Origin of the sequence: Caballeronia novacaledonica, from assembly GCF_900258035.1 — a bacterium.
Lineage (GTDB): Bacteria > Pseudomonadota > Gammaproteobacteria > Burkholderiales > Burkholderiaceae > Caballeronia > Caballeronia novacaledonica.
This window is the reverse complement of sequence record NZ_OGTP01000001.1, coordinates 125,364-145,921: the sequence shown is the minus strand read 5'-3', so window position 1 is coordinate 145,921 and position 20,558 is coordinate 125,364. Positions and strand designations below refer to the sequence as shown.

The following is a 20,558-nucleotide window of genomic DNA, read 5'->3' as shown; positions in this document are numbered from 1 at the left end:
CGAAAACACCAGAGGATTCCGAACATTGGTTTCGGCGTCATGCCATTGACTCTTGTCAGCGACCGACGCCGTTCAGCGCGCTATTTTGCCCCGGCGAACTCCTGAATGTCGGCATCGGCTTCGCCCGCGAGCGGCACGACGCCGGACGGTCCCGTCGCGTGGGGCTGCAACAGCAGCGCGACCAGTCCGCTCCAGCCCGTCTGATGCGAAGCGCCCACGCCACGCCCGTTGTCGCCATGAAAATATTCGTGGAAGAGCACGAGATCGCGTGAACGCGGATCGGCCTGAAGCAGCGGATACGCCGCCATCACAGGACGTTCGCCGTTCTTGTCGAGCAAAAAGAGCGTGGTCACGCGGCGCGCGAGTTCGTCGGCGATCTGCGCGAGCGAGAATTTCTGCCCCGAGCCGGTCGGATATTCGACGCGGAAATCGTCGCCGTAATAGCGATGAAACTCGTGGATCGATTCGATCAGCAGATAGTTGACGGGCATCCACACCGGGCCGCGCCAGTTCGAATTGCCGCCGAACACGCGCGAATCCGATTCCGCCGGCAGATAGCGGATGCTGAAGCTCTCGCTGTTGTGATAGAAGACGAACGGGTTGTCGAGATGTACGCGCGACAGGGCGCGCACGCCGTGATCGGAGAGAAATTCCGTTTCGTCGAGCATGCGCCGGAGCAACGCCTTCATGCGATGCCCGCGCAAGAGCGAAAGCAGCACGCTGTTGCCCTGCCCCGAGACGTTCCAGCGCGACACGAGCCGCGCGAGATCGGTGCGATGCTCCAGGAACCAGTGCAGCCGCTCGCGCAACTCCGGAAGCGAGCGATACACCTTCGGCTCCAGCACATGCACGGCGAAGAGCGGAATCAGCCCGACGATCGAGCGAATGCGCATCGGCACGTTGGAGCCGTCGGGCAGCCGCAGCTTGTCGTAGAAGAATTCGTCTTCGCTGTCCCAGAGACCGGTGTCGCAATCGTCCTCGCAACTCACCGCCTCCGCGATATACAGGAAGTGCTCGAAGAACTTCACCGCGATATCGACGAACACCTTGTTCGCGTACGCGAGCTCCAGCGCGATGCGCATCAGGTCGAGCGCATATGCGGCCATCCACGCGGTGCCGTCGGCCTGATCGATGTGGCCGCCCGTCGGCAGCGGCGACGAGCGATCGAAGATGCCGATGTTGTCCAGCCCGAGAAAGCCGCCCTGGAAGACGTTCTTGCCGTCGGCATCCTTGCGGTTGACCCACCACGAGAAATTCAGCAGCAGCTTGTGGAACACGAGTTCCAGGAAATCGCGGTCGCCCGTGCCGGTGATCGCGCGGTCGATCTCGTAGACGCGCCACGTCGCCCAGGCATGCACGGGCGGATTGGCATCGCCGAAAGCCCATTCGTAGGCGGGCAACTGGCCGTTCGGATGCTGATAGCGGTCCTTCACGAGCAGCAGCAACTGGCGTTTCGCGAATTCCGGATCGATCAGCGCGAACGCGGCCGCATGAAACGCGAGATCCCACGACGCGTACCACGGATATTCCCATTTGTCCGGCATCGACACGATGTCCGCGTTGCACAGATGCCGCCAGTCGATATTGCGTCCCGAGCGGCGCTGCTTCGGCGGCTTCGGCTGAAGCGGATCGCCGTCGAGCCAGCGCGTGACGTCGAACTGATAGTACTGTTTCGACCACAGTATGCCCGCGAGCGCCTGACGCTGCACGAGCCGCTGATCGGCATCGGCGATGTCGTGTTGCAGCGCGCCGTAGAACTCGTCCGCTTCCGCGATACGGCGCTCGAACAGTCCGTCGACGTCGAGCGGCACGGCGTCCGGCGCGGACTCGGGCCGCCAGCGCATATAAACCACGGCCTTGCCATGCGGCGCCAGTTCGAGATGCGCATGCGCGGCGGCGCGCGTGCCCGCGTCGCGGCGAATCGCGTTTTCGTCGCCTTGCAGGATGTAGTCGTTGAAGCCGTCCTTGAACGGTCCCTCGCCTTCCATGTGAAAGAGACGCTTTACGTTGGTCTCGTTCTCGCAGAAGAGCCATTCGATGCCCGCGGCTTCCCTCGACCAGGCGGTGACGACCATCGGCTCGTGGTTGCCCTGTTGCGCGAGCACGTACGTGCCTGCGCCCTGCACCGTCTCCACTTTCAGCGACGGCTTCACCGGCGTCGGCTTCCACGACCACGTATTGCGCGCCCAGATCTGCGGCAGCACGTCGAGCGCAGCGGACACGTCACCGCGATTCTCGATCGTCACGCGCATCACGATGTCGTCGGCGGTGTGCTTGGCGTATTCCACCTGCACGTCGAAGTAGCGCTCGTCGTCGAACACGCCGGTGTCGAGCACTTCGTACTCGGGCATGTCGGCGCCGCGCCGCGCGTTTTCATCGACGAGATCGGCATACGGAAACGCCGCATGCGGATACTTGTAGAGCATGCGCATGTAGGAATGCGTCGGCGTGCCGTCGACATAGAAGTACAGTTCCTTCACGTCCTCGCCGTGATTGCCTTCCTGGTTCGTCAGACCGAAGAGCCGTTCCTTGATGATCGGATCGCAGCCGTTCCAGAGCGCGAGCGAGACGCACCAGTTGAGCTTGTCGTCGCCGAAGCCGGCGAGACCGTCCTCGCCCCAGCGATACGTGCGGCTGCGCGCATGATCGTGCGGCAAGTATTCCCACGCGGTGCCGAATTCGCTGTAGTCCTCGCGCACCGTGCCCCATTGACGCTCGCTCAGATACGGCCCCCAGCGCTGCCAGCGCGGGCAATCCTTCGAATGGAGTCTGGAGCCTTCGACGGTATCGAGCTGGTTGACGGGGCGCGTTTTCGGCATGGGCGTCTCCTCGTTGGCGGCGTGCGAAGCCGCGGGCAAGACCCGTAATTTAGCGCGTTTGATGGCGGCACGCGCACGCTGCGCCTACTGCGCCCCGAGCAGCTTTTCGACGCGCAGCAGTTCCGCGAGCGACCACGCCTGAAACGGCGTGCCGCCGGGCGTGTGGGGCGCGTCGCCGTCGGCGACTTCGCTGACGTGATCGAGACCGTATTGCTCCAGATGCGCGTACAGCGGCGCGAGAAAGCGCTCGCGCGCGCCCGCCGCGCCATGCACGCGCACCCATGCTTCGACGAACGGCCCCATCAGCCACGGCCACACGGTGCCCTGGTGATACGCGCCGTCGCGTTCCAGCACGCCGCCCGCATAGCGCCCCTTGTAGGCCGGATCGGACGGCGCGAGCGTGCGCAGGCCGAGCGGCGTGAGAAGCTGCGTCTCGACCTGCGCGACGACGGCACGCGCGATATCGCCATCGACGAGCGGAAATGGCAGCCCGCCGACCGCGAAAATCTGGTTCGGACGAATCGAGCGATCGATCTTGCCGGGCTCGTGACCGGCGTCGACGACATCGAAGAGCGTGTGCGTGTCCGGATCGACGAAACGCGCGGCGAACGACGCCAGCGCCTGATCGCGCGAGCCCTGCCAGCGCGGATTCCACGCGCTGGCGATCGAGAGCGCGTTGATCCACAGCGCCTGCACCTCGACCGGCTTGCCGATGCGCGGCGTGACGACCCAGTCGCCCGCCTTCGCGTCCATCCACGTGAGCTGCACGCCGGGCGTGCCCGCGCGCAGCAGACCGTCGCTATCGGCGGCGATCTGAAAGCGCGTGCCGGACGAATAGCCCTCGAGGATCGCATCGACGGCGCGCTGGAGGTGGCTCGCCGTGGCGGCGTGGGGCTGCCCGGTCGCGAGAAAGTCGTGCACGGCGACGGCGAACCACAGCGATGCATCGACGGAGTTGTATTCCGGCAGACCGCCGCTGTCCGGGAAGCGATTCGGCACCATGCCTTCGGAAATCGTGTCGGCCCATTCGAGCAGGATCGACTCCGCTTCCCCGAGCCGGCCGGATGCGAGCAGCAGGCCGCGCATCGAGATGAAGGTGTCGCGGCCCCAGTCGGTGAACCACGGAAAGCCCGCGATGATCGTGCGCCCGACATTGCGATTCACGACATACGCGTCGGCTGCGCGCGCGAGCCGCGAGCCGAACGCCGCGCGGCGCGCGGCTTCTTGCGACGCCAGCCGCGATGCATGCGCGATCGCGCTGTCTTCGAACGGCTTGTCGTGGCCCGCGTGGGCGTGCAGGATCATCACGGCGTCGCCGCGCGCCAGGTCGAAAGTGAACACGCCGGGTGTCGCGAGGTCTTCGGTGAAATCGAGCCCGCGCTCGCGTTCGCGCGCATAGCAGAAGTTGCGATACCAGTCGGGCGCGTGGTCGTACGCGCCGTTCGACGTCGCGCAGATGGCGGGCAGATCGCCGTACGGCTGCCATTGCACGCGCTCGCCTTCGAGTGTGGCATCGAACGAGAAATGCGGATTCTCGTGATGCAGCGCGTGATAGTCGCGGCCCGAAAGCAGCGGACGCACGTCGAGCCTTGCCGCTTTCGATGCGTTTTCAAGACGCCAGCGCAGCACGGTTTCGCGGCTCTCCTTCGCGACGAATGTTTCGGCGATGACGAACGTGTCCGCGTCGATCTTGTATCGCCAGGTCGGCCAGGGTTCGGTGTCGAAGGACAGCAGGCTCGCGGAGGCGTCCGGATACAGTACGTCGGGCGCGTAGCGCTGCATCGTGAGGGGGAAACGCTTGCCGTCCAGTTCGAGCCACGCTTCGATGCCGTTGACGAGCACGACGCGTCCGGCGGGTGGCTGTGTCGCGGCGAGCAGCAGCGCGTGATAGCGACGCGTGCGCGTCGTGCCGACGGTGCCGGATGCGAAGCCGCCCCATGCGTCGGCTTCGAGCCATTCGGCTTCGAGATTGCTTTCATCGGGGACGGCGATTCGGGTCATCGGGCGTGTGCTTCTTCTATGGAATCCTGTTTTTGCGTCGGTCTATTCGTGTTGCCCCTGGGCGGGGCGGCAGTCACTTTCTTTGCTGCTGCAAATAGTGGCTTCGAGATTGCTTTCGTCGGGGACGGCGATTCGCGTCATCGGCGTTTGCTTCTTCTATGGAATCCTGTTTTCGCGTCGGTCTATTCGTGTTGCCCCTGTGCGGGGCGGCAGTCACTTTCTTTGCCGCTGCAAATAGTGGCTTCGAGATTGCTTTCGTCGGGGACGGCGATTCGCGTCATCGGCGTTTGCTTCTTCTACGGAATCCTGTTTTCGCGTCGGTCTATTCGTGTTGCCCCTGTGCGGGGCGGCAGTCACTTTCTTTGCCGCTGCAAATAGTGGCTTCGAGATTGCTTTCGTCGGGGACGGCGATTCGCGTCATCGGCGTTTGCTTCTTCTACGGAATCCTGTTTTCGCGTCGGTCTATTTGTGTTGCCCCTGTGCGGGGCGGCAGTCACTTTCTTTGCTGCTGCAAAGAAAGTAACCAAAGAAACAGCTTTCCCCATCCAAAGTGCTTCACGCCGGCCGCGGCACAGGCGATTGACCTAATGGCCCCCAGAGTAGCGAGTGCCCTCACAAAACTCACGCGGCTTGGACCGCGCACGGTCCGACGCGCTAGTTCTTTGAACACATGGGTTCAGCAATCATACATCCGGCACAGCGCTACGCGCTGCCGCAGGGCATGCAAGGGAAACCAACGAAGAAGAAATGATGCGCGATGATGGCGTCAGCAAGAAAGCAAGCCCGTGCCGACCCGATTGACCCATCGGTCGCGTAGCGGGCCGGAGCTTGCGAGGGCTGAACCGGCAAGCTCGGCGGCGTGATGGCGCGGACCGTGCGCGGTCCAAGCCCCGTGAGTTTTGTGGGGGCACTCGCAACTGCCGGGCCATTCAGCCAATCGCCTGTGCCGCGGCCGGTGTGAAGCACTTTGGATGGGGATAGCTGTTTCTTTGGTTACTTTCTTTGCAGCAGCAAAGAAAGTGACTGCCGCCCCGCACAGGGGCAACGCCAATAAACCGACGCGAATACAAGTTTCCCGGAGAATGGAGAAACGCTGCGGTCCCTAGTCTCACACCGAAACCCAAACCATCACAGCATGAATGAGCACCCCAACCGCCCCCCCCACCAACGTCCCATTCACGCGAATAAACTGCAAATCCCGCCCGATATTGAGCTCGACATCCCGAACAAGCGTCGCATCATCCCATTGCTTGACAGTCGCGGCGATATGTTTCGCGATCCCATCGCGCAACTCCGGCGCCAGCGCCTTCAACGCATCGCGCATATGCTCGTTGATCGAATCGCGCAGCGCCGGATCGCTGCCGAGCGCTTCGGCGAAACCGCCCGCCATCGCCACCACCTTCGCGTGCAGCGCCGAATCCGGCCGCTTGATGTCCGCATCGAGCCAGGCGATGAACTCGTCCCACAGCCCGTTCACATAACCGCGCAACTCGGGCCGCTCGAGCCATTCGCGCTTGTGCCCGTCGATACGCGCCTTGAACGACGGGTCCGTCTTCAGCCGCTCGACGAAGCGCTCCACGGCCGCATCGAAGGCTTTGCGGCGCTCGTGTTCCGGATCGCTGCTCACGTCGTGCAGCCATTGATTCGCGCCGCGCACCAGACCGGCCGCGAACTTGTTGCCAAGCTCCTCGGCGTTCAGTCCGACGAAACCCAGCATGCCGATGAGCTTCGGATACTCCTCGCCCGCCACCGCGACGATGCGCGTCGCCAGCATCTCCTGCACCTCGGGCTTGTCGAGCCACGCGGCCATCTGCTTAAGCCCTTCGTCGAGCAGCAGTTGATGACGACGATCCGACGTCAGCGTCGACAGCACGCTGCCCGCCGCGCTCGCGAGATCGAACGAATCCGCGCGGCGGCGCAGCGTCTCGTAGAGCATGCTCTTGACGCGTTCATCGTCGACGAAAGACAGCAACTGGCCGACCGCCGTCACCGCCTTCCTGCCGAGCAGTTCCGAATTTTTCGGCTCCGCGAGCCACATCGACAGACGGCTCGCCGGATCGAACGCGTTCACGCGCGCGACGAGCGCATCGGTGCCGAGGAAACGGTCGCGCACGAACACGGCGAGATTGTCCGCGACGCGCGCCTTGTTCGCCGGCAGGATCGCCGTGTGCGGGATCGGCACGCCGAGCGGATGCCGAAACAGCGCGACGACCGCGAACCAGTCCGCGAGCGCGCCGACCATCGCCGCTTCCGCGAACGACGATACCCACGCCCACACGCCCGCATCGTGCTGGCTCTTCGCGAGCGCGAACAGGCCACCCGCCGCGACGAGCAGCGCCGCGGCGAACCATTTCATTCTTCTGAGCGCGACGGCTTTGTCCTGCGTTTCCATCTATTTCTTGATCATGGTTTTGGAGAGGCCGAAAGCTTACCAGCACTGCGTTGCAAGTCTCGAAGAACATACACCGCACGTTCGCCGTCTTCGACGGGCACGAAGATGTGATCGTGAAACGCCGCCGCGATCACATTGCAACTGATGTTCGCCTCGCCGAGCGCCCGCGCGAACGCCGCCGTCAGACCGACCGCGTTCAGGTCCGAATGCACGGTCAGCGTGATCCACGCTGCGCGAAACAGCGGCGCGATGCCCGCCGCCTGCGCCGCGCTTTCCTCCATCACGACCGTCATTCCTTCGCGCTCGCGAAACGTCGCGACGACGCCCGCGCCGCTCGCCACCGCATCGTGCGGCAGCGACGCGAACACGTACACGCCCGGTTGCAATTCGGGCTGCATCGATGAAATCAGCGTATCGAGATCACGCAGCATTTTCGGCCTCGCGCGTACGCCCCAAAACCGGCCGCAGCGCCGCGCCGGTATGACTGCGCGGATGCGTCGCGAGCGTGTCCGGGTCCGCCGCCGCGACAATCGTGCCGCCGTTCACGCCGCCTTCCGGTCCGAGATCGAGCACCCAGTCGGCTTCGGCGATCACATCGAGATCGTGCTCGATGACGATCACGCTATGCCCGCCATCCACCAGCCGGTGCAGCACGCGGATCAGCTTCGCGACGTCCGCCATGTGCAGGCCGACGGTCGGCTCATCCAGCACGTAAAGCGTGTGCGGCGGCTTCTGTCCGCGCCGCGTGATGTCGTCGCGCACTTTCGACAGTTCCGTGACGAGCTTGATGCGCTGCGCCTCGCCGCCCGACAGCGTCGGCGAAGGCTGGCCGAGCGTCAGATAACCGAGGCCGACGTCGCGCAGCAATTGCAACGGATGCGCGATGCTCTGCATCGACGCGAAGAATTCGACGGCCTCGTCGATCTCCATCGTCAGCACTTCGCCGATGTTCTTGCCGCGCCAGGTCACCGCGAGCGTTTCCGGATTGAAGCGCTGTCCGTGGCACACGTCGCACGGCACTTTGACGTCGGGCAGGAAGCTCATCGCGATGGTGCGCACGCCCTGCCCTTCGCACGCCGGGCAGCGCCCTTCGCCGGTGTTGAACGAGAAGCGCGACGGCGTGTAGCCGCGCGCGCGGGCTTCGAGCGTATCGGCGAACAGCTTGCGGATGGTGTCCCACATGCCGATGTAAGTCGCCGGACACGAGCGCGGCGTCTTGCCGATCGGCGTCTGATCGACTTCGAGCACGCGGTCGATGGCCTCGAAACCCGTCACGCCCGTGCAGCCCTTCCACGCGTGCGCGACCTCGTATTTCGGACGCGGCGCCTCGCGCGCGAGCACGCTGGCACGCGATTTCGCGACGGGCGCAGCGGCCTGCGCGGCCTTGCGCGCGCGTCGAACGGCGGGCGACGACAGCACCGAGCGGCCGACGGCATCGAGCAGATTGGTCATCAGCACGTCGCGCGCGAGCGTGGACTTGCCCGAGCCCGACACGCCGGTAATCGCGACGAGGCGATTCAGCGGCACGCTCGCCGTCACGTTGCGCAGGTTGTGCAGCGTCGCGCCTTCGACGGTGAGCCATTGCGCGGGCGTCGCCGGACGTTTCGCGGTCCCGGCGCGCACTTCGCGGCGCGGCTGCAACGGATGCACGATCGGGTTCGCGAGGAACTGTCCCGTCAGCGACGCCTTGTGCGCCGCGAGATCCGTCACGTTGCCTTGCGCGACCACCGTGCCGCCGCGCTTGCCCGCGCCCGGCCCGATATCGATGATGTGATCCGCGCGGCGAATCGTGTCCTCGTCATGCTCGACGACGACGAGCGTATTGCCCTTGTCGTTCAGCTTCTTCAGCGCCGAAAGCAGAATGAGGTTGTCGCGCGGATGCAGACCGATGGTCGGTTCATCGAGCACATAGCACACGCCTTGCAGGTTGCTGCCGAGTTGCGCGGCGAGGCGAATGCGTTGCGCTTCGCCGCCGGACAGCGTCGGCGCCGCGCGATCGAGGCTCAGATAACCGAGCCCGACTTCTTCGAGAAACTGCAATCGGCCTTCGATTTCGCTGACCACGTCGCGCGCGATATCCGCATCGCGGCCTTTCAGCTTGAGCGCGGCGATCCACTCGCGCGTGTCGCTCACGGTCCAGCGCCCGACTTCCGTGATCGGATAATCGCCGAAGGTCACGGCGCGCGCGACTTCGTTCAGGCGCGTGCCTTCGCAATCCGGGCAAGGTTGATCGACGATATCGTCCGGTTCCTGATCCACCGAGCCGATGCTCTGCTCGCGCCCGCGATCGTCCTGCGCGAACAAGGTGTCATCGAACGCGGCGCGTTGCTCGCGCGTGAGCTTCACGCCCGTGCCGACGCATGTGTTGCACCAGCCGTGCTTGCTGTTATACGAGAACATGCGCGGATCGAGCTCGGGATAGCTCGTGCCGCAGACCGGGCACGCGCGCTTGGTCGAGAACACGCGCGTCTCTTCCTTGCCGCGACGCACGCCGTCCTGCCACGATCCGTGCAGATCGTCGAGCGGCGCGCACAGATGCATCACGCCCTTGCCGATCTCCAGCGTTTCGTCGAGCAGGCGGCGCAGGTCGGCTTCGTTGTCCGCCGATACGACGAGATCCGCGACCGGCAATTCGATCGTATGTTCGCGGAATCGATCGAGCTTCGGCCACGGACTCACCGGCAGGAATTCGCCATCCACGCGCAAGTGCGTATTGCCGCGCGCCTTCGCCCATTTCGCGAGATCGGTGTACACGCCCTTGCGATTCACGACGAGCGGCGCGAGCAGGCCCACATGTTGCCCCTTGAAATCGCGCATGATCTGCGCGGCGATCGATTCCGAGCTTTGCGACTGCACCGGCGTGCCGTCGTGGATGCAATGCTGGATGCCGAGCTTCACGTACAGGAGACGCAGGAAGTGCCAGACTTCCGACGTCGTCGCGACCGTCGACTTGCGCCCGCCGCGCGACAGGCGCTGCTCGATCGCGACGGTCGGCGGAATGCCGTAGACGGCATCGACTTCGGGACGTCCCGCAGGCTGCACGATGGAACGCGCATACGCATTCAGCGATTCGAGGTAGCGCCGCTGGCCTTCGTGAAAGAGGATGTCGAACGCGAGCGTCGATTTGCCCGAGCCGGACACGCCCGTCACGACGTTGAACTTGTTGTGCGGGATATCGACATCGAGCGACTTCAGATTGTGCTCGCGCGCGTTGACGATGCGCACGACGTCCTCGCCCTGCAATGCGCGCCGCGCGCTCGCGACTTCCGCCGCGAGTTGCAGCGGCACGCCCGCGCGCTTTTCCGCCGCGCCGGGCGCCATCGCTTCTTCGTATTCGACGAGCGCGCGGCCCGTATGCGACTGCTCGCAGGCGGCCACGTCGTCGGGCGTGCCGACGCACACGACCTGCCCGCCGCCATCGCCGCCTTCAGGACCGAGATCGATGATCCAGTCGGCCGCGCGAATCACATCGAGGTTATGTTCGATGACGATCAGCGAATGCCCGCGCTCCAGCAGTCGCCGCAGCGCCTGCATCAGCTTCGCGATGTCGTCGAAATGCAGGCCGGTGGTCGGCTCGTCGAACATGAAGAGACGGCTTTCGCTCGTCCTGGCTTGCGATGTTTCAGCCAGGTAACCCGCGAGCTTCAGACGCTGCGCCTCGCCGCCCGAAAGCGTCGGCACCGGCTGACCGAGCTTCACGTATTCGAGCCCCACATCGACGATCGGCTGAAGCACGCGCAATACTTCGCTATCCGAAGCAAATAATTCCACTGCTTCGCTGACGGTCAGTTCGAGCACATCGGCGACGCTCAATTGACGATCGCCGCGCTCGATCTTCACTTCGAGCACTTCAGCGCGATAACGCCGCCCATCGCAATCGGGGCAGCGAAGATAAACGTCGCTCAGGAACTGCATTTCCACGTGCTCGAAGCCCGAGCCGCCGCACGTCGGGCAACGTCCGTCGCCTGAATTGAAGCTGAACATGCTCGCGCTATAGCCGCGCTGCAACGCGAGCGGCGCCTTCGCATAGAGCTTGCGGATTTCGTCGAACGCGCCGACGTAGCTCGCCGGATTCGAGCGCGCCGTGCGTCCGATCGGCGATTGATCGACGAACACGACATCGCTCAAATGTTCCGCGCCCTTCAATGCGCGAAACGCGCCGGGCGCTTCCGTCGCCTTGCCGAAATGACGCATCAGCGCGGGCGCGAGCACGTCCTGAATCAACGTCGATTTGCCCGAGCCGGACACGCCCGTCACGCAGACGAGGCGTTGCAGCGGAATCTCGACGGTCACGTCTTGCAGATTGTGATCGCTCGCGCCTTCGAGCACGAGACGCGGCGTGTTCGCATCGACGACGCGCCGGTTCCAGTTCGACGCATGCGCGACATGCTTGCGCCCGCCGAGATACGCGCCGGTCAATGTGTCGGTGGACTGGATGTCGTCGGGCGCGCCGTCGTAGACGATCTGCCCGCCGCGCTCGCCCGGTCCCGGTCCCATGTCGATGAGACGATCCGCCGCGAGCATCACGGAAGGATCGTGCTCCACGACGACGAGCGTGTTGCCCGCGTCGCGCAGCCGATGCATCGCCTCGACGATGCGGTTCAGATCGCGCGGATGCAGACCGATGCTCGGCTCATCGAGCACGAACAGCGTGTTCACGAGCGACGTGCCGAGCGCGGTCGTCAGATTGATACGCTGCACCTCGCCGCCGGACAGCGTGCGGCTCTGGCGGTCGAGCGTCAGATAACCGAGGCCGACATCGCAGAGATATTTCAGGCGCGTGCGCACTTCCGCGTGCAGCAGTTTCAGCGCTTCGTCGAGCAGGGTCGATGGCAGCGTCAGCGAATCGAAGAAGCGGCGGATGCGCTCGATCGGCATCAGCATCAGATCGTGCACCGTGAGGCCGGGCAGCGCTTCGAGTTGCGCGCGCGTCCAGTCGACGCCTTCCGGCATGAAGCGATCCGATGGCGACAGCACCGCGTCGGCCTGTTCCTTCGTGCCGAGACGCCACAGCAGCGATTCGGTTTTCAGGCGCGCGCCGGCGCAGACCGGGCACGTCGTATAGCTGCGATATTTCGACAGCAGCACGCGGATGTGCATCTTGTACGCCTTCGACTCCAGATAGTCGAAGAAACGCTGCACGCCATACCACTGGTTCTGCCACTTGCCGGTCCAGTCGGGCGAGCCCTTGATGACCCAGTCGCGCTCTTCCTGCGTGAGATCTTTCCAGGGCACGCCGAGCCGGATGCCGGCCTTCGCCCCGTACTTCACGAGATCGTCCTGATTCTCTTTCCACGCGGGCGTCTGCAGCGTCTTGACCGCGCCTTCGCGCAGCGTCTTTTTGTCGTCGGGAATGACGAGCCCGTAATCGACGCCGATCACGCGCCCGAAGCCGCGGCACGTTTCGCACGCGCCGTAGGCCGAATTGAACGAGAACAGCGCCGGCTGCGGGTCCGCGTAGCGCAGATCGCTTTCCGGGCTGTGCAGACCGGTGGAGAAGCGCCAGATGTCCGGCTCGCCTTCGTCCTTCAGCACATAGATGTCGACGCGGCCGGTGCCGCGCAGCAGCGCGCTCTCGATCGCTTCCAGCGCACGCGAGCGCTCCGTGTTCTGCAGGCGGAAGCGGTCCGCGACGACATCGAGCATCTGCCGCGCGCCGTATTCGGTCTGAACGCGGCGCTTCGCCTGCACGCGCGTATAGCCGCTCGCGGAGAGCCATTGCTCGACTTCCTCGTCGCTCGCGGTATCGGGCAATTCGACCGGAAACGTGATCGCGAGACGCGGATCGCCGGCGCGCGTGCGTTCGAGCAGCTCGGCGTAGATCGTTTCGGGCGTGTCGTGGCGCACGCGATGCGACGTCTTCTTGTCGAAGAGCTCGGCGGCGCGCGCGTAGAACAGCTTCAGGTGATCGTTCAGCTCGGTCATCGTGCCGACGGTCGAGCGCGAGCTGCGCACCGGATTCGTCTGGTCGATGGCGATGGCGGGCGGCACGCCGTCCACGCGATCGACCTGCGGGCGGTCCATCCGGTCGAGAAACTGGCGCGCGTACGCGCTGAAGGTCTCGACGTAGCGGCGCTGGCCTTGCGCGTAGAGCGTATCGAACACGAGGCTCGATTTGCCCGAGCCGGAGGGCCCGGTCACGACCGTCATCTGGCCGGTGTGCAGGTCGAGATCGAGATTCTTGAGGTTGTGCTGACGGGCGCCGCGAATGCGAATTGCGTTGTTCGATGCCAATTTTTCAACCGGTTCAATAGGTTAGGCGGCTCTTTGGAAGCCGTGGGCGAGGCCGCGCAAATGTTCGGAAGTGCGTGGCTGCCTTAGCGAACAGTACTGTACACGCATACAGTAGTTGTCGCAAAACGTGTCAGGAGTGTCGGTGATCGCCGCTTCACTTCAGGTGCGCGATGACGGCGTCCGCGACGGCGTCCGGCGCTTCCCGCAGCGGAAAATGCCCCGCGCCATCGATGACGACGCGCCGGTATCCCGCCGGAAAATACGCGTCCTGCCCTTCCGAACTCGCGGGCTCGTCGCACGAATCCGCGCCGCCCTGGATCATCAGCGCGGGCACGCCGATGCGCTCGACGGTCCCAAGCCGCGCATACAGTTCGGCGAGCGCCGGATCGGACGGTTGATCGCCGCGCCAGCGCCGCCGATACGCGTTCAGCGTGATCGGCACCCAGTCGGGATTCTCGAAGGCGCGCGCCGTCGCCGCGAATTCGGCTTCGTCGAACCAGCCGGACGGCGACCATGTTTCCCACTGGATGCGCGCGAAGCCTTTGGGATCGGCGGCGACGGCGTCCGGGCCGCCGTCGAGCGACATGAACCATTGGTACCAGAAGCGCCGCGCCTGAGAGAAATCCGGCAGCGTGAAGACGCCGCGCGGCTGATAAGCGAGCGCGAGCGCGGCCATGCGTCGCACGCGATCCGGAAACAGCGCGGAGATCGTATAGGCGGCGCGCGCGCCCCAGTCGTGGCCGACGACATCGAATTGCGCGATGCCGAGCGCATCGGCGAGATCGACGGCATCTTGCGCGAGCGCGACGCCCGAGCCGTCGCGCACGGTGTCGCCGGAGAGAAAACGCGTGCCGCCCGCGCCGCGCAACTCCGGCACGATGGTCCGGTAGCCGGCTTCGTTGAGCCGCGTCGCGACCGCGTTCCATGCGCGCGCCGCGTCCGGCCAGCCGTGGATCAGGACGGCGACGGGACCATCGGCGGGACCGGAATCGGCGTAGGCGATATCGAGCGTCGGCGTGCGGGCGTGGCGTGCGAAGTCCAGCATGGCGAGACTCCTCGAAAGGGAAGAGTCATTCTAGCGAGCAAGGACAAGGCCCGCTTGGCGTGCTCACGCGCCGATCAGCACGCCGCTTCTCACCGCCTTTTCGCCCGTGACCCGCCCCATCGGCGCGCCGGCGTACACGAAACGGATCGCGCGGCGCATGTAGAACACGCCGTCGTTGGCCGTCGTGACAGTGGTCACCGCGTCGGTGACCGGATCGACGATATCGAACACCGGATCGCCCGCTTTCAGGCGCGCGCCCACTTTCGCCCGATACACGACGATCCCGCTCACCGGCGCGCTCAACTGCTGGCTGCCCGCGAGCGGCGTGGCGGGTTGCGCGAGCGGCGGCGCGTCCTTCGCCTCGCCTGCGATCACGCCGCGCGCGACCAAATAATCGACGATGGCATCGGCATCGTGCGCGGCGGTGCCGTAATCGACGTCCCGCTGTCCGCGATGCTCGATCGTCGCCGCAATGTTCGGCGCGCCGAGCGGCGTCGCGTCGCCGAGCCGCGCGCGCAGTTCGTGCCACAGGAGCGCGTGAACTTCGTCGAACGACTGCCCGCCGGAATCCGTCGCGAGCAGCACGCCGTTTGCGCCGAGACGGCGCGCGAGCGGCTCGATCGCGGGCCAGCTCGCGGGGCTCGTGTAAATGTGCATCGTCGCTTCGAGCGAGCAGTGCAGATCGAGCACGATATCGGCGCGCGAAGCCAGCGTGAGCAGCGCGAGCCGCAGCGATTCGAACTCGTTTTTCGCGGTCGTTTCGCCGAGCATCTCGACGAGCGCGCCGCGCAGAAGACGCGCGTTGTGCGTGGCATCGTCGGACGAGAAGCGCGCGCCCACGCGCTCGATCAGCGCGGCGGCGGAAGGCATCGGAAAGCTGCGGTTGAAGTTGTGGCCGCTGTTCGCCTCGAAGCGCCCGAGAAACTGCCCGAGCACGTGCTGCGACAGGCCGATCGGATTCGCGACCGGCACGAGCACGATCTCGCCGCGCACGCGGCCTTCGGCGTCGAGTGCAGCGAGGCGCTTCTTCAACGTCCATGCGGCGAGCATCGCGGGCGTTTCGTCGGCGTGCAGCGACGCCTGGATATAGACGCGTTCGCCTGAGCCGGCGGCGTCGCCGAAATGAAAGCTGACGAGCTCGCGCGACGTGCCGATCGTCGTGGAGACGAGTGAATGGCGTTTCGTTTGCATCGAAAAATCCTTACTCGCCGTACACGTCGAAGTCGAAATACTTGCGCGCGATCTTCTGATACGTGCCGTCGGCGCGCATGTCGCTCACGGCCTTGTCGATCTTCGCCTTGAGCGCGGTGTCGTCCTGACGCAGGCCCATGCCGACGCCGTGATCGCCCATCGAAAGCGGCTCGCCGACGAACGCGAAACCCGCGCCGCGCGGCGTCTTCAGGAAACCGTGCTCCGCTTCCACCGAGCCGAGCAGCGCGGCGTCGAGGCGTCCCGCCGTCAGGTCGTTCAGCACGCCTTCCATGCTCTGATACGACACGACTTCGACGCCGCCCGGCTGCCAGTTCTTCAGCGCGTAGGTTTCGAACTGGCTGCCGCTCTGCACGCCGACGCGCTTGCCGCGCAGGCTCTGCGCGCTCGCGGTGAGCGGCATGCCCTGCTTCGCGATCAGGCGCGAGCGGAACTGAAAGAGCTTGGTGGAGAACGCGATCTGCTTCATGCGCTTGTCGGTGATCGCCATCGACGACATGATCCCGTCGATCTTGCGCGCCTGCAGCGCGGGAATCATCCCCGAGAATTCGAGCTCGACCCATTGGCAGCGCATCGCGATGCGGCGGCAGATTTCATCGCCGAGATCGACGTCGAAGCCCGCGACGTGGCCATCGGGCGTCTTGACGTCCATCGGCGGATAGCCGGGATCGATGCCGAGGCGCAAGGCGTCGGCGTCTTTCGCGTGGACCGGTGCGGCCGCGACGAGCGCGGCGGCCAGAAAGAGTGAGCTGAGTCTGAACATGAACGCGGTGTCTCCTTGTCGATGCCACCGATGGTACGGGCGCAAAACGCTCGCAAAAAGACGCGTTTTGCTTATCATGATCACTTTTCGAGATCACCCGACGGAGACGCCCAGCGTGGATCTGACTCTGACGCAATTGCGCATGTTCGTCGCCGTCGCCGATGCGGGCAGCGTGCGCGCGGCCGCGCGCGGGCTCGATGTCGCGCAAAGCGGCATCACGCAGCAGTTGCAGAAACTGGAAACGCTGGCGGGCGGGCCGCTGTTCGAGCGCGATGTGCGCGGCGCGCGTCTGACGCCGATCGGCGAGCGCTTGCGTGTGCGCGCCGACCTGATTCTCGGCGAATGCAGAAAGACCGAAGACGAGATGCGCCAGTTGCGCGGCGAACTGACGGGACGCGTCGCGCTCGGGCTGGCCGCCGAAGCGACGATGCGCCTCTTTCCCGCGCTGCTCGAAAGCTATCGCGAGCGCTGTCCGCGCATCGACGTGCATCTGACGAGCGCGACGTCGCGCATGCTGACGTCATGGGTTCGCGACGGCAGCCTCGACTTCGCGCTCGCGCTGATCGCACCCGACGCCGACATCCACGACATGGACGCCACGCCGCTCTTCGATACCGACGTCGCGGTGATCGCGCGGCGCGGTCATCCGCTCGTGCACGCTCGAACACTGCGCGAATTGCAGGACGCCGAATGGGTCAGCACGCGGCAACGCGGCGGCGGTGCGCTCGGCAACAAGCTGTCGGCGCTTTTCGAGCGCGCGGCGCTCGCGCCGCCTCGCATCGCCGCGACGACCGAAGCCGTCTTCGACACGCTGCATTGCATCGCCTCGAGCGATTACATCGGGCTCGAGCCTGCGAGTCTCGCCGCGCATCCGTTCTTTCGCGAGCATGTCGAGATCGTGCCGGTCGCCGAGCGCGCCGCCAAAACGCCGGTGTGCCTGCTGCGGCGCGCGGGCGTGCCGCTCACGCCCGCGGCGCAGGAACTCGCGACGATGGCCGTCTCGTTCGCGCGGATGCTGCCCGTTCAGCGCGACGCGTGACGCGCGCTTTTCGCTGCATTGGCGCGGCGCGTCGCCCAGCCCTTCTTCGCTGCGGCCGAGCGATCCGCCGCCGAGCGCCGGCTCGACGCCGCATGCGACTGGCGCGACAGCGACTTGTGCGAGGCGGCCTGGGTGCTTTCGCGCTTGAGCACGCGTGTCGACACGGCTGAACGCTTCGCCTTCGACTCGGTGCCCGCGCTCTTCTTCGTGCGATGCGAAGCCTTCGTGTCCTGCGCGGCCTTCTTGCGCGTGGCCTCGGACGCCGCGCCCTTCTTCGGCGGCTTCATCTTCACGCCCGAGCGACGCGCTTCGGACAGCCCGATCGCGATGGCCTGCTTCGCCGATTTCGCGCCGTGCTTGCCCTCGCGAATGTGATCGATCTGCTCCTTCACGAACTCACCCGCCTGCGTGCTCGGGGACTTGCCTGCGCGCTTCGCTTTCGCTGCGCGCTTGAGGGTTTTCTTTTCGGGCATGTCGGACCTCCGTATGAAGTGGACTTGCCCTTGGCAAGCGAGCAACGTGCGTGCCCGCCGTGCCTGCGGAGCCTTACTGGGTCAGGCGCAGCACGCCCAGGTTGCCGGCGATTTGCTGGAAGATCTGGTTGAGGGTCGCGTTGCTGGGCGCGTGATAGTAGTTGCCGGGGCTTGCGCATGCTTGCATCGTCGTCTGCGCGTTGATGCTGTCGGTGTCCGTGCCGTAGGTGCCGAAGGTGATCGAGTAGATGATGATGCCGTTCTGTTTCATCGCCGTGCAGACCGCGAGCTGGAACGCGTTGATGTCGTCGATCGACGTCATCTTGCCGTCGGTGAGCATCGTGTTGTTGAGCGTGCGCTGGACGGTCGATGCTTTCAGCGTGTTGTCGCCGACGCCGGAGAGGCCATTGAAATAGGGCGGCGCGAGCAGTCCCGAGCTGCTGCCGAACGCGTTCTCGCCGTCCGTCAGCACGATCGCCACGCGCTGCAGCCCCGGCGTCGACTCGATGCGCGGCAGCGACGGATCGCTCGACTTGAAGCCGTTGCTCGATCCCGCCGTGTTCTGCGACCAGTCCGACGACAACATGCGCCAGCCCCACAGGAGTCCGGTCGGAATGAGCGTGTTGCCGCCCGGATTCATCGCCTTGATGGACGTCGTGAGCGCAGTGGAATCCTTCGAGAGGAATTGCGCGGACGCGATTTCGCACGGACCCGACAGGCTTTGCGTGCTGACGACCTTGTTGTTCTTCAAAGAGGTCGCAACGTAGTTGTAGTTCTGATCGTACGTCTTCGTCGGGGTGAACGTGGTGCCCGGGTCGGGCTGGCCCCACCAGTCATAGATATTGCCCGCGTTGCCGCCGCCGCTGCAATACGAAAAACTGCCGTTGGTCTGCAGCGTGAGCGGCACGCCCAGGACGGTCGTCTTCGGGTTCTTCGCGTTGCAGTTGGAGATCACGCGGCCCTTGCTGTCGTAGCTCGTCGTGTAGTTCTGAATCGTGAAACCCGCGCGCGGCACGTTCCAGTACCACGGCGTGAAACCGGGATTGTCCTTCGGCGCGTAAGCCTTCGGATACAGATTCTTGTTGGCGTCGCGTGGTTCCACCGCGCAGCCGCGCCAGGCGGATATGTTCGTGCCCTGCGAGTTGTAGCCGGAGAAGTCGTTTCTGAGCCACGTCGTGCCGGTCGCGGGCAGGACGTTGCCGACGTTGACCATCGTCGTGAACGGCACCAGACCCACGTAGGAATCGTTGGTGCTCTGACTGAGGAGGCTGCCCACCAGATTTTGCGCCGCCGCCTTCAGGCCGTCGATCTTCATCGTCGAATCGGTCTTGCTCGCGTTCTGGTTCATCGAGGTCGAGTTGTCGAGCACCATCACGAGCTCGAGCGTGCTCTTCGGCAGGCGCAGCGCCGAGTTGCTCGCGCTGACCGAGGCGTTGTCGGGCGTCACCGGGTTGCCGCTTCCGCCCGATCCCGTGCCGCTCTGACTGCCGTTCTTGGCCCAGATGAGCGGCGCGAGCAGCGGCACCGATCCCTTCGCCGAAAGCTGGATGTTCTGCCCCACCGTCGGCGTGCCCGTCACCTGCGCCGAGAAGCCGGCGTCCGGCAGGTTCAGGTCCATGTAGCCCGCCGGCATGTTGACGTTGTAGTACGAGCGAGCGTCGTTTTTCCACGACGAGAGATCGGCCGAATTCGTCGTGTCGAAGTGCGCGAGGTTCGCGCCCGCCGACAGCGTCGCGACGTCGAGCGCCATCTGCATGCGCGCCTGCGTCATTTCGTAGTGGATCGAGTCGATCGCCGTGCACATCGCGCCGACCATGAAACTCGCGCACGCCGCGAACAACATCGCGACGGCACCTTCGTCGCCGCAGAACAGGCTGCGCGCGCCACGTGCGTCCGACGGACCGCCCCAATTTCGCTTCACGCTCATGTCGAGGGACTCTGAATGGTGAGCGCCTGTCCGTTGCGCGGACGCACGAAAACGCGCTCGTGAAAAGTCACCGCGCCGGGCGCGTTCTGCCAGAACGGCGCGGTCATCGAAAACGGCGTGTACTTGTAGAACACTTCGACGGCCACGGCGGCATCGCCCTGACGGAACGGCCAGTTCGTCGGCAGCGGGTTCGTCGACGAAACACTGCTTGCCATGCCCGAGGGTTGCCACAACGGCTTTCTCGTCCAGAGGACTTTCGGCGTGCCCATCAAACGCCATTGCGCCTGAGTCGAGTTGACATAGGTGAGCCCGTTGCACGTCGAGTTCGTCTCGCAGATCGACGTGACGATCACGCCGCCGTTCTTTTTCAGGTCGTTCGGAGTTCCGAGCTGGATCGCCGCGGCCCAGATCGACGCGAGCGTGTTCGCCTGCGTGATGCCCGACTGGTCGTCGATCACCTGGCTCATCTGGCCGATCGTATCGGCGAGCGTAAACGCCGTGTGCTCGACGAGGCTCTTCGCGCGCATGTATAGATAGAGCTCGGTGAAGCCGAGCATCATGAGCAGCATGATCGGCACGATGAGCGCGAACTCTATCGCCGAGACGCCGCTCTCCGAGCGCGCCAGCCGGGACATGAACGACCGGCGCGTTTTCCC

General features: G+C 65.0%; 12 protein-coding genes. 1 reads left to right on the top strand and 11 read right to left on the bottom strand.

From position 1 onward, the window contains the following. Positions 1-80: 80 nt before the first annotated feature. From NOV72_RS00635 to NOV72_RS00595, 8 genes are all read right to left on the bottom strand, one after another. Complete coding sequence (locus NOV72_RS00635) at positions 81-2,819, bottom strand: MGH1-like glycoside hydrolase domain-containing protein (protein ID WP_106853204.1); 2,739 nt, start codon at positions 2,817-2,819, stop codon at positions 81-83. Positions 2,820-2,903: 84 nt separating this feature from the next. Beyond that, positions 2,904-4,820, bottom strand: a complete 1,917-nt coding sequence (locus tag NOV72_RS00630) for an amylo-alpha-1,6-glucosidase (protein ID WP_106852651.1) — start codon at positions 4,818-4,820, stop codon at positions 2,904-2,906. A 1,108-nt stretch (positions 4,821-5,928) separates the two neighbouring features. Beyond that, positions 5,929-7,212: a DUF445 domain-containing protein gene (locus tag NOV72_RS00620; RefSeq protein WP_106852649.1), complete on the bottom strand. Its 1,284-nt coding sequence runs from the start codon at positions 7,210-7,212 to the stop codon at positions 5,929-5,931. An 11-nt stretch (positions 7,213-7,223) separates the two neighbouring features. Next, positions 7,224-7,643 (bottom strand): ACT domain-containing protein, encoded by a 420-nt coding sequence (locus NOV72_RS00615; protein ID WP_106852648.1) that lies wholly within the window; start codon positions 7,641-7,643, stop codon positions 7,224-7,226. Then, a complete protein-coding gene (gene uvrA / locus NOV72_RS00610) occupies positions 7,633-13,446 on the bottom strand; it encodes an excinuclease ABC subunit UvrA (RefSeq protein WP_106852647.1) in 5,814 nt (1,937 codons plus the stop codon). Before uvrA ends, NOV72_RS00615 begins: the two co-directional genes overlap by 11 nt. Before the next feature lie 154 nt (positions 13,447-13,600). Continuing rightward, a complete protein-coding gene (locus tag NOV72_RS00605; protein ID WP_106852646.1) occupies positions 13,601-14,491 on the bottom strand; it encodes an alpha/beta fold hydrolase in 891 nt (296 codons plus the stop codon). Positions 14,492-14,554: 63 nt separating this feature from the next. Further along, on the bottom strand, positions 14,555-15,682 hold the full coding sequence (locus tag NOV72_RS00600) for a succinylglutamate desuccinylase/aspartoacylase family protein (RefSeq protein ID WP_106852645.1): 1,128 nt from the start codon (positions 15,680-15,682) through the stop codon (positions 14,555-14,557). 10 nt (positions 15,683-15,692) lie between these two features. After that, positions 15,693-16,463: a transporter substrate-binding domain-containing protein gene (locus tag NOV72_RS00595; protein WP_106852644.1), complete on the bottom strand. Its 771-nt coding sequence runs from the start codon at positions 16,461-16,463 to the stop codon at positions 15,693-15,695. A 115-nt stretch (positions 16,464-16,578) separates the two neighbouring features. Here NOV72_RS00595 and NOV72_RS00590 point away from each other — a divergent pair, with 115 nt between their 5' ends. Beyond that, entirely contained in the window at positions 16,579-17,502 is a 924-nt protein-coding gene (locus NOV72_RS00590; protein WP_106852643.1) for a LysR substrate-binding domain-containing protein, read from the top strand. Here the strand turns inward: NOV72_RS00590 and NOV72_RS00585 are convergent. The 3 genes from NOV72_RS00585 to NOV72_RS00575 form a co-directional block, all read right to left on the bottom strand. Next, positions 17,487-17,975, bottom strand: coding sequence for a DUF6496 domain-containing protein (locus NOV72_RS00585; protein ID WP_106852642.1), 489 nt, complete (start codon positions 17,973-17,975; stop codon positions 17,487-17,489). The genes NOV72_RS00590 and NOV72_RS00585 overlap by 16 nt on opposite strands. A gap of 73 nt (positions 17,976-18,048) precedes the next feature. Next, on the bottom strand, positions 18,049-19,902 hold the full coding sequence (locus tag NOV72_RS00580; RefSeq protein ID WP_245932841.1) for a TadE/TadG family type IV pilus assembly protein: 1,854 nt from the start codon (positions 19,900-19,902) through the stop codon (positions 18,049-18,051). Continuing rightward, positions 19,899-20,537, bottom strand: coding sequence for a TadE/TadG family type IV pilus assembly protein (locus NOV72_RS00575; protein WP_245932840.1), 639 nt, complete (start codon positions 20,535-20,537; stop codon positions 19,899-19,901). Before NOV72_RS00575 ends, NOV72_RS00580 begins: the two co-directional genes overlap by 4 nt. Positions 20,538-20,558: the final 21 nt, after the last annotated feature.

Coding starts and splice junctions, on each gene's coding strand:
- NOV72_RS00635 (WP_106853204.1), bottom strand. CDS start 2,819: ATGCCGAAAACGCGCCCCGTCAACCAGCTCGATACCGTCGAAGGCTCC.
- NOV72_RS00630 (WP_106852651.1), bottom strand. CDS start 4,820: ATGACCCGAATCGCCGTCCCCGATGAAAGCAATCTCGAAGCCGAATGG.
- NOV72_RS00620 (WP_106852649.1), bottom strand. CDS start 7,212: ATGGAAACGCAGGACAAAGCCGTCGCGCTCAGAAGAATGAAATGGTTC.
- NOV72_RS00615 (WP_106852648.1), bottom strand. CDS start 7,643: ATGCTGCGTGATCTCGATACGCTGATTTCATCGATGCAGCCCGAATTG.
- NOV72_RS00605 (WP_106852646.1), bottom strand. CDS start 14,491: ATGCTGGACTTCGCACGCCACGCCCGCACGCCGACGCTCGATATCGCC.
- NOV72_RS00600 (WP_106852645.1), bottom strand. CDS start 15,682: ATGCAAACGAAACGCCATTCACTCGTCTCCACGACGATCGGCACGTCG.
- NOV72_RS00595 (WP_106852644.1), bottom strand. CDS start 16,463: ATGTTCAGACTCAGCTCACTCTTTCTGGCCGCCGCGCTCGTCGCGGCC.
- NOV72_RS00585 (WP_106852642.1), bottom strand. CDS start 17,975: ATGCCCGAAAAGAAAACCCTCAAGCGCGCAGCGAAAGCGAAGCGCGCA.
- NOV72_RS00580 (WP_245932841.1), bottom strand. CDS start 19,902: ATGAGCGTGAAGCGAAATTGGGGCGGTCCGTCGGACGCACGTGGCGCG.
- NOV72_RS00575 (WP_245932840.1), bottom strand. CDS start 20,537: ATGTCCCGGCTGGCGCGCTCGGAGAGCGGCGTCTCGGCGATAGAGTTC.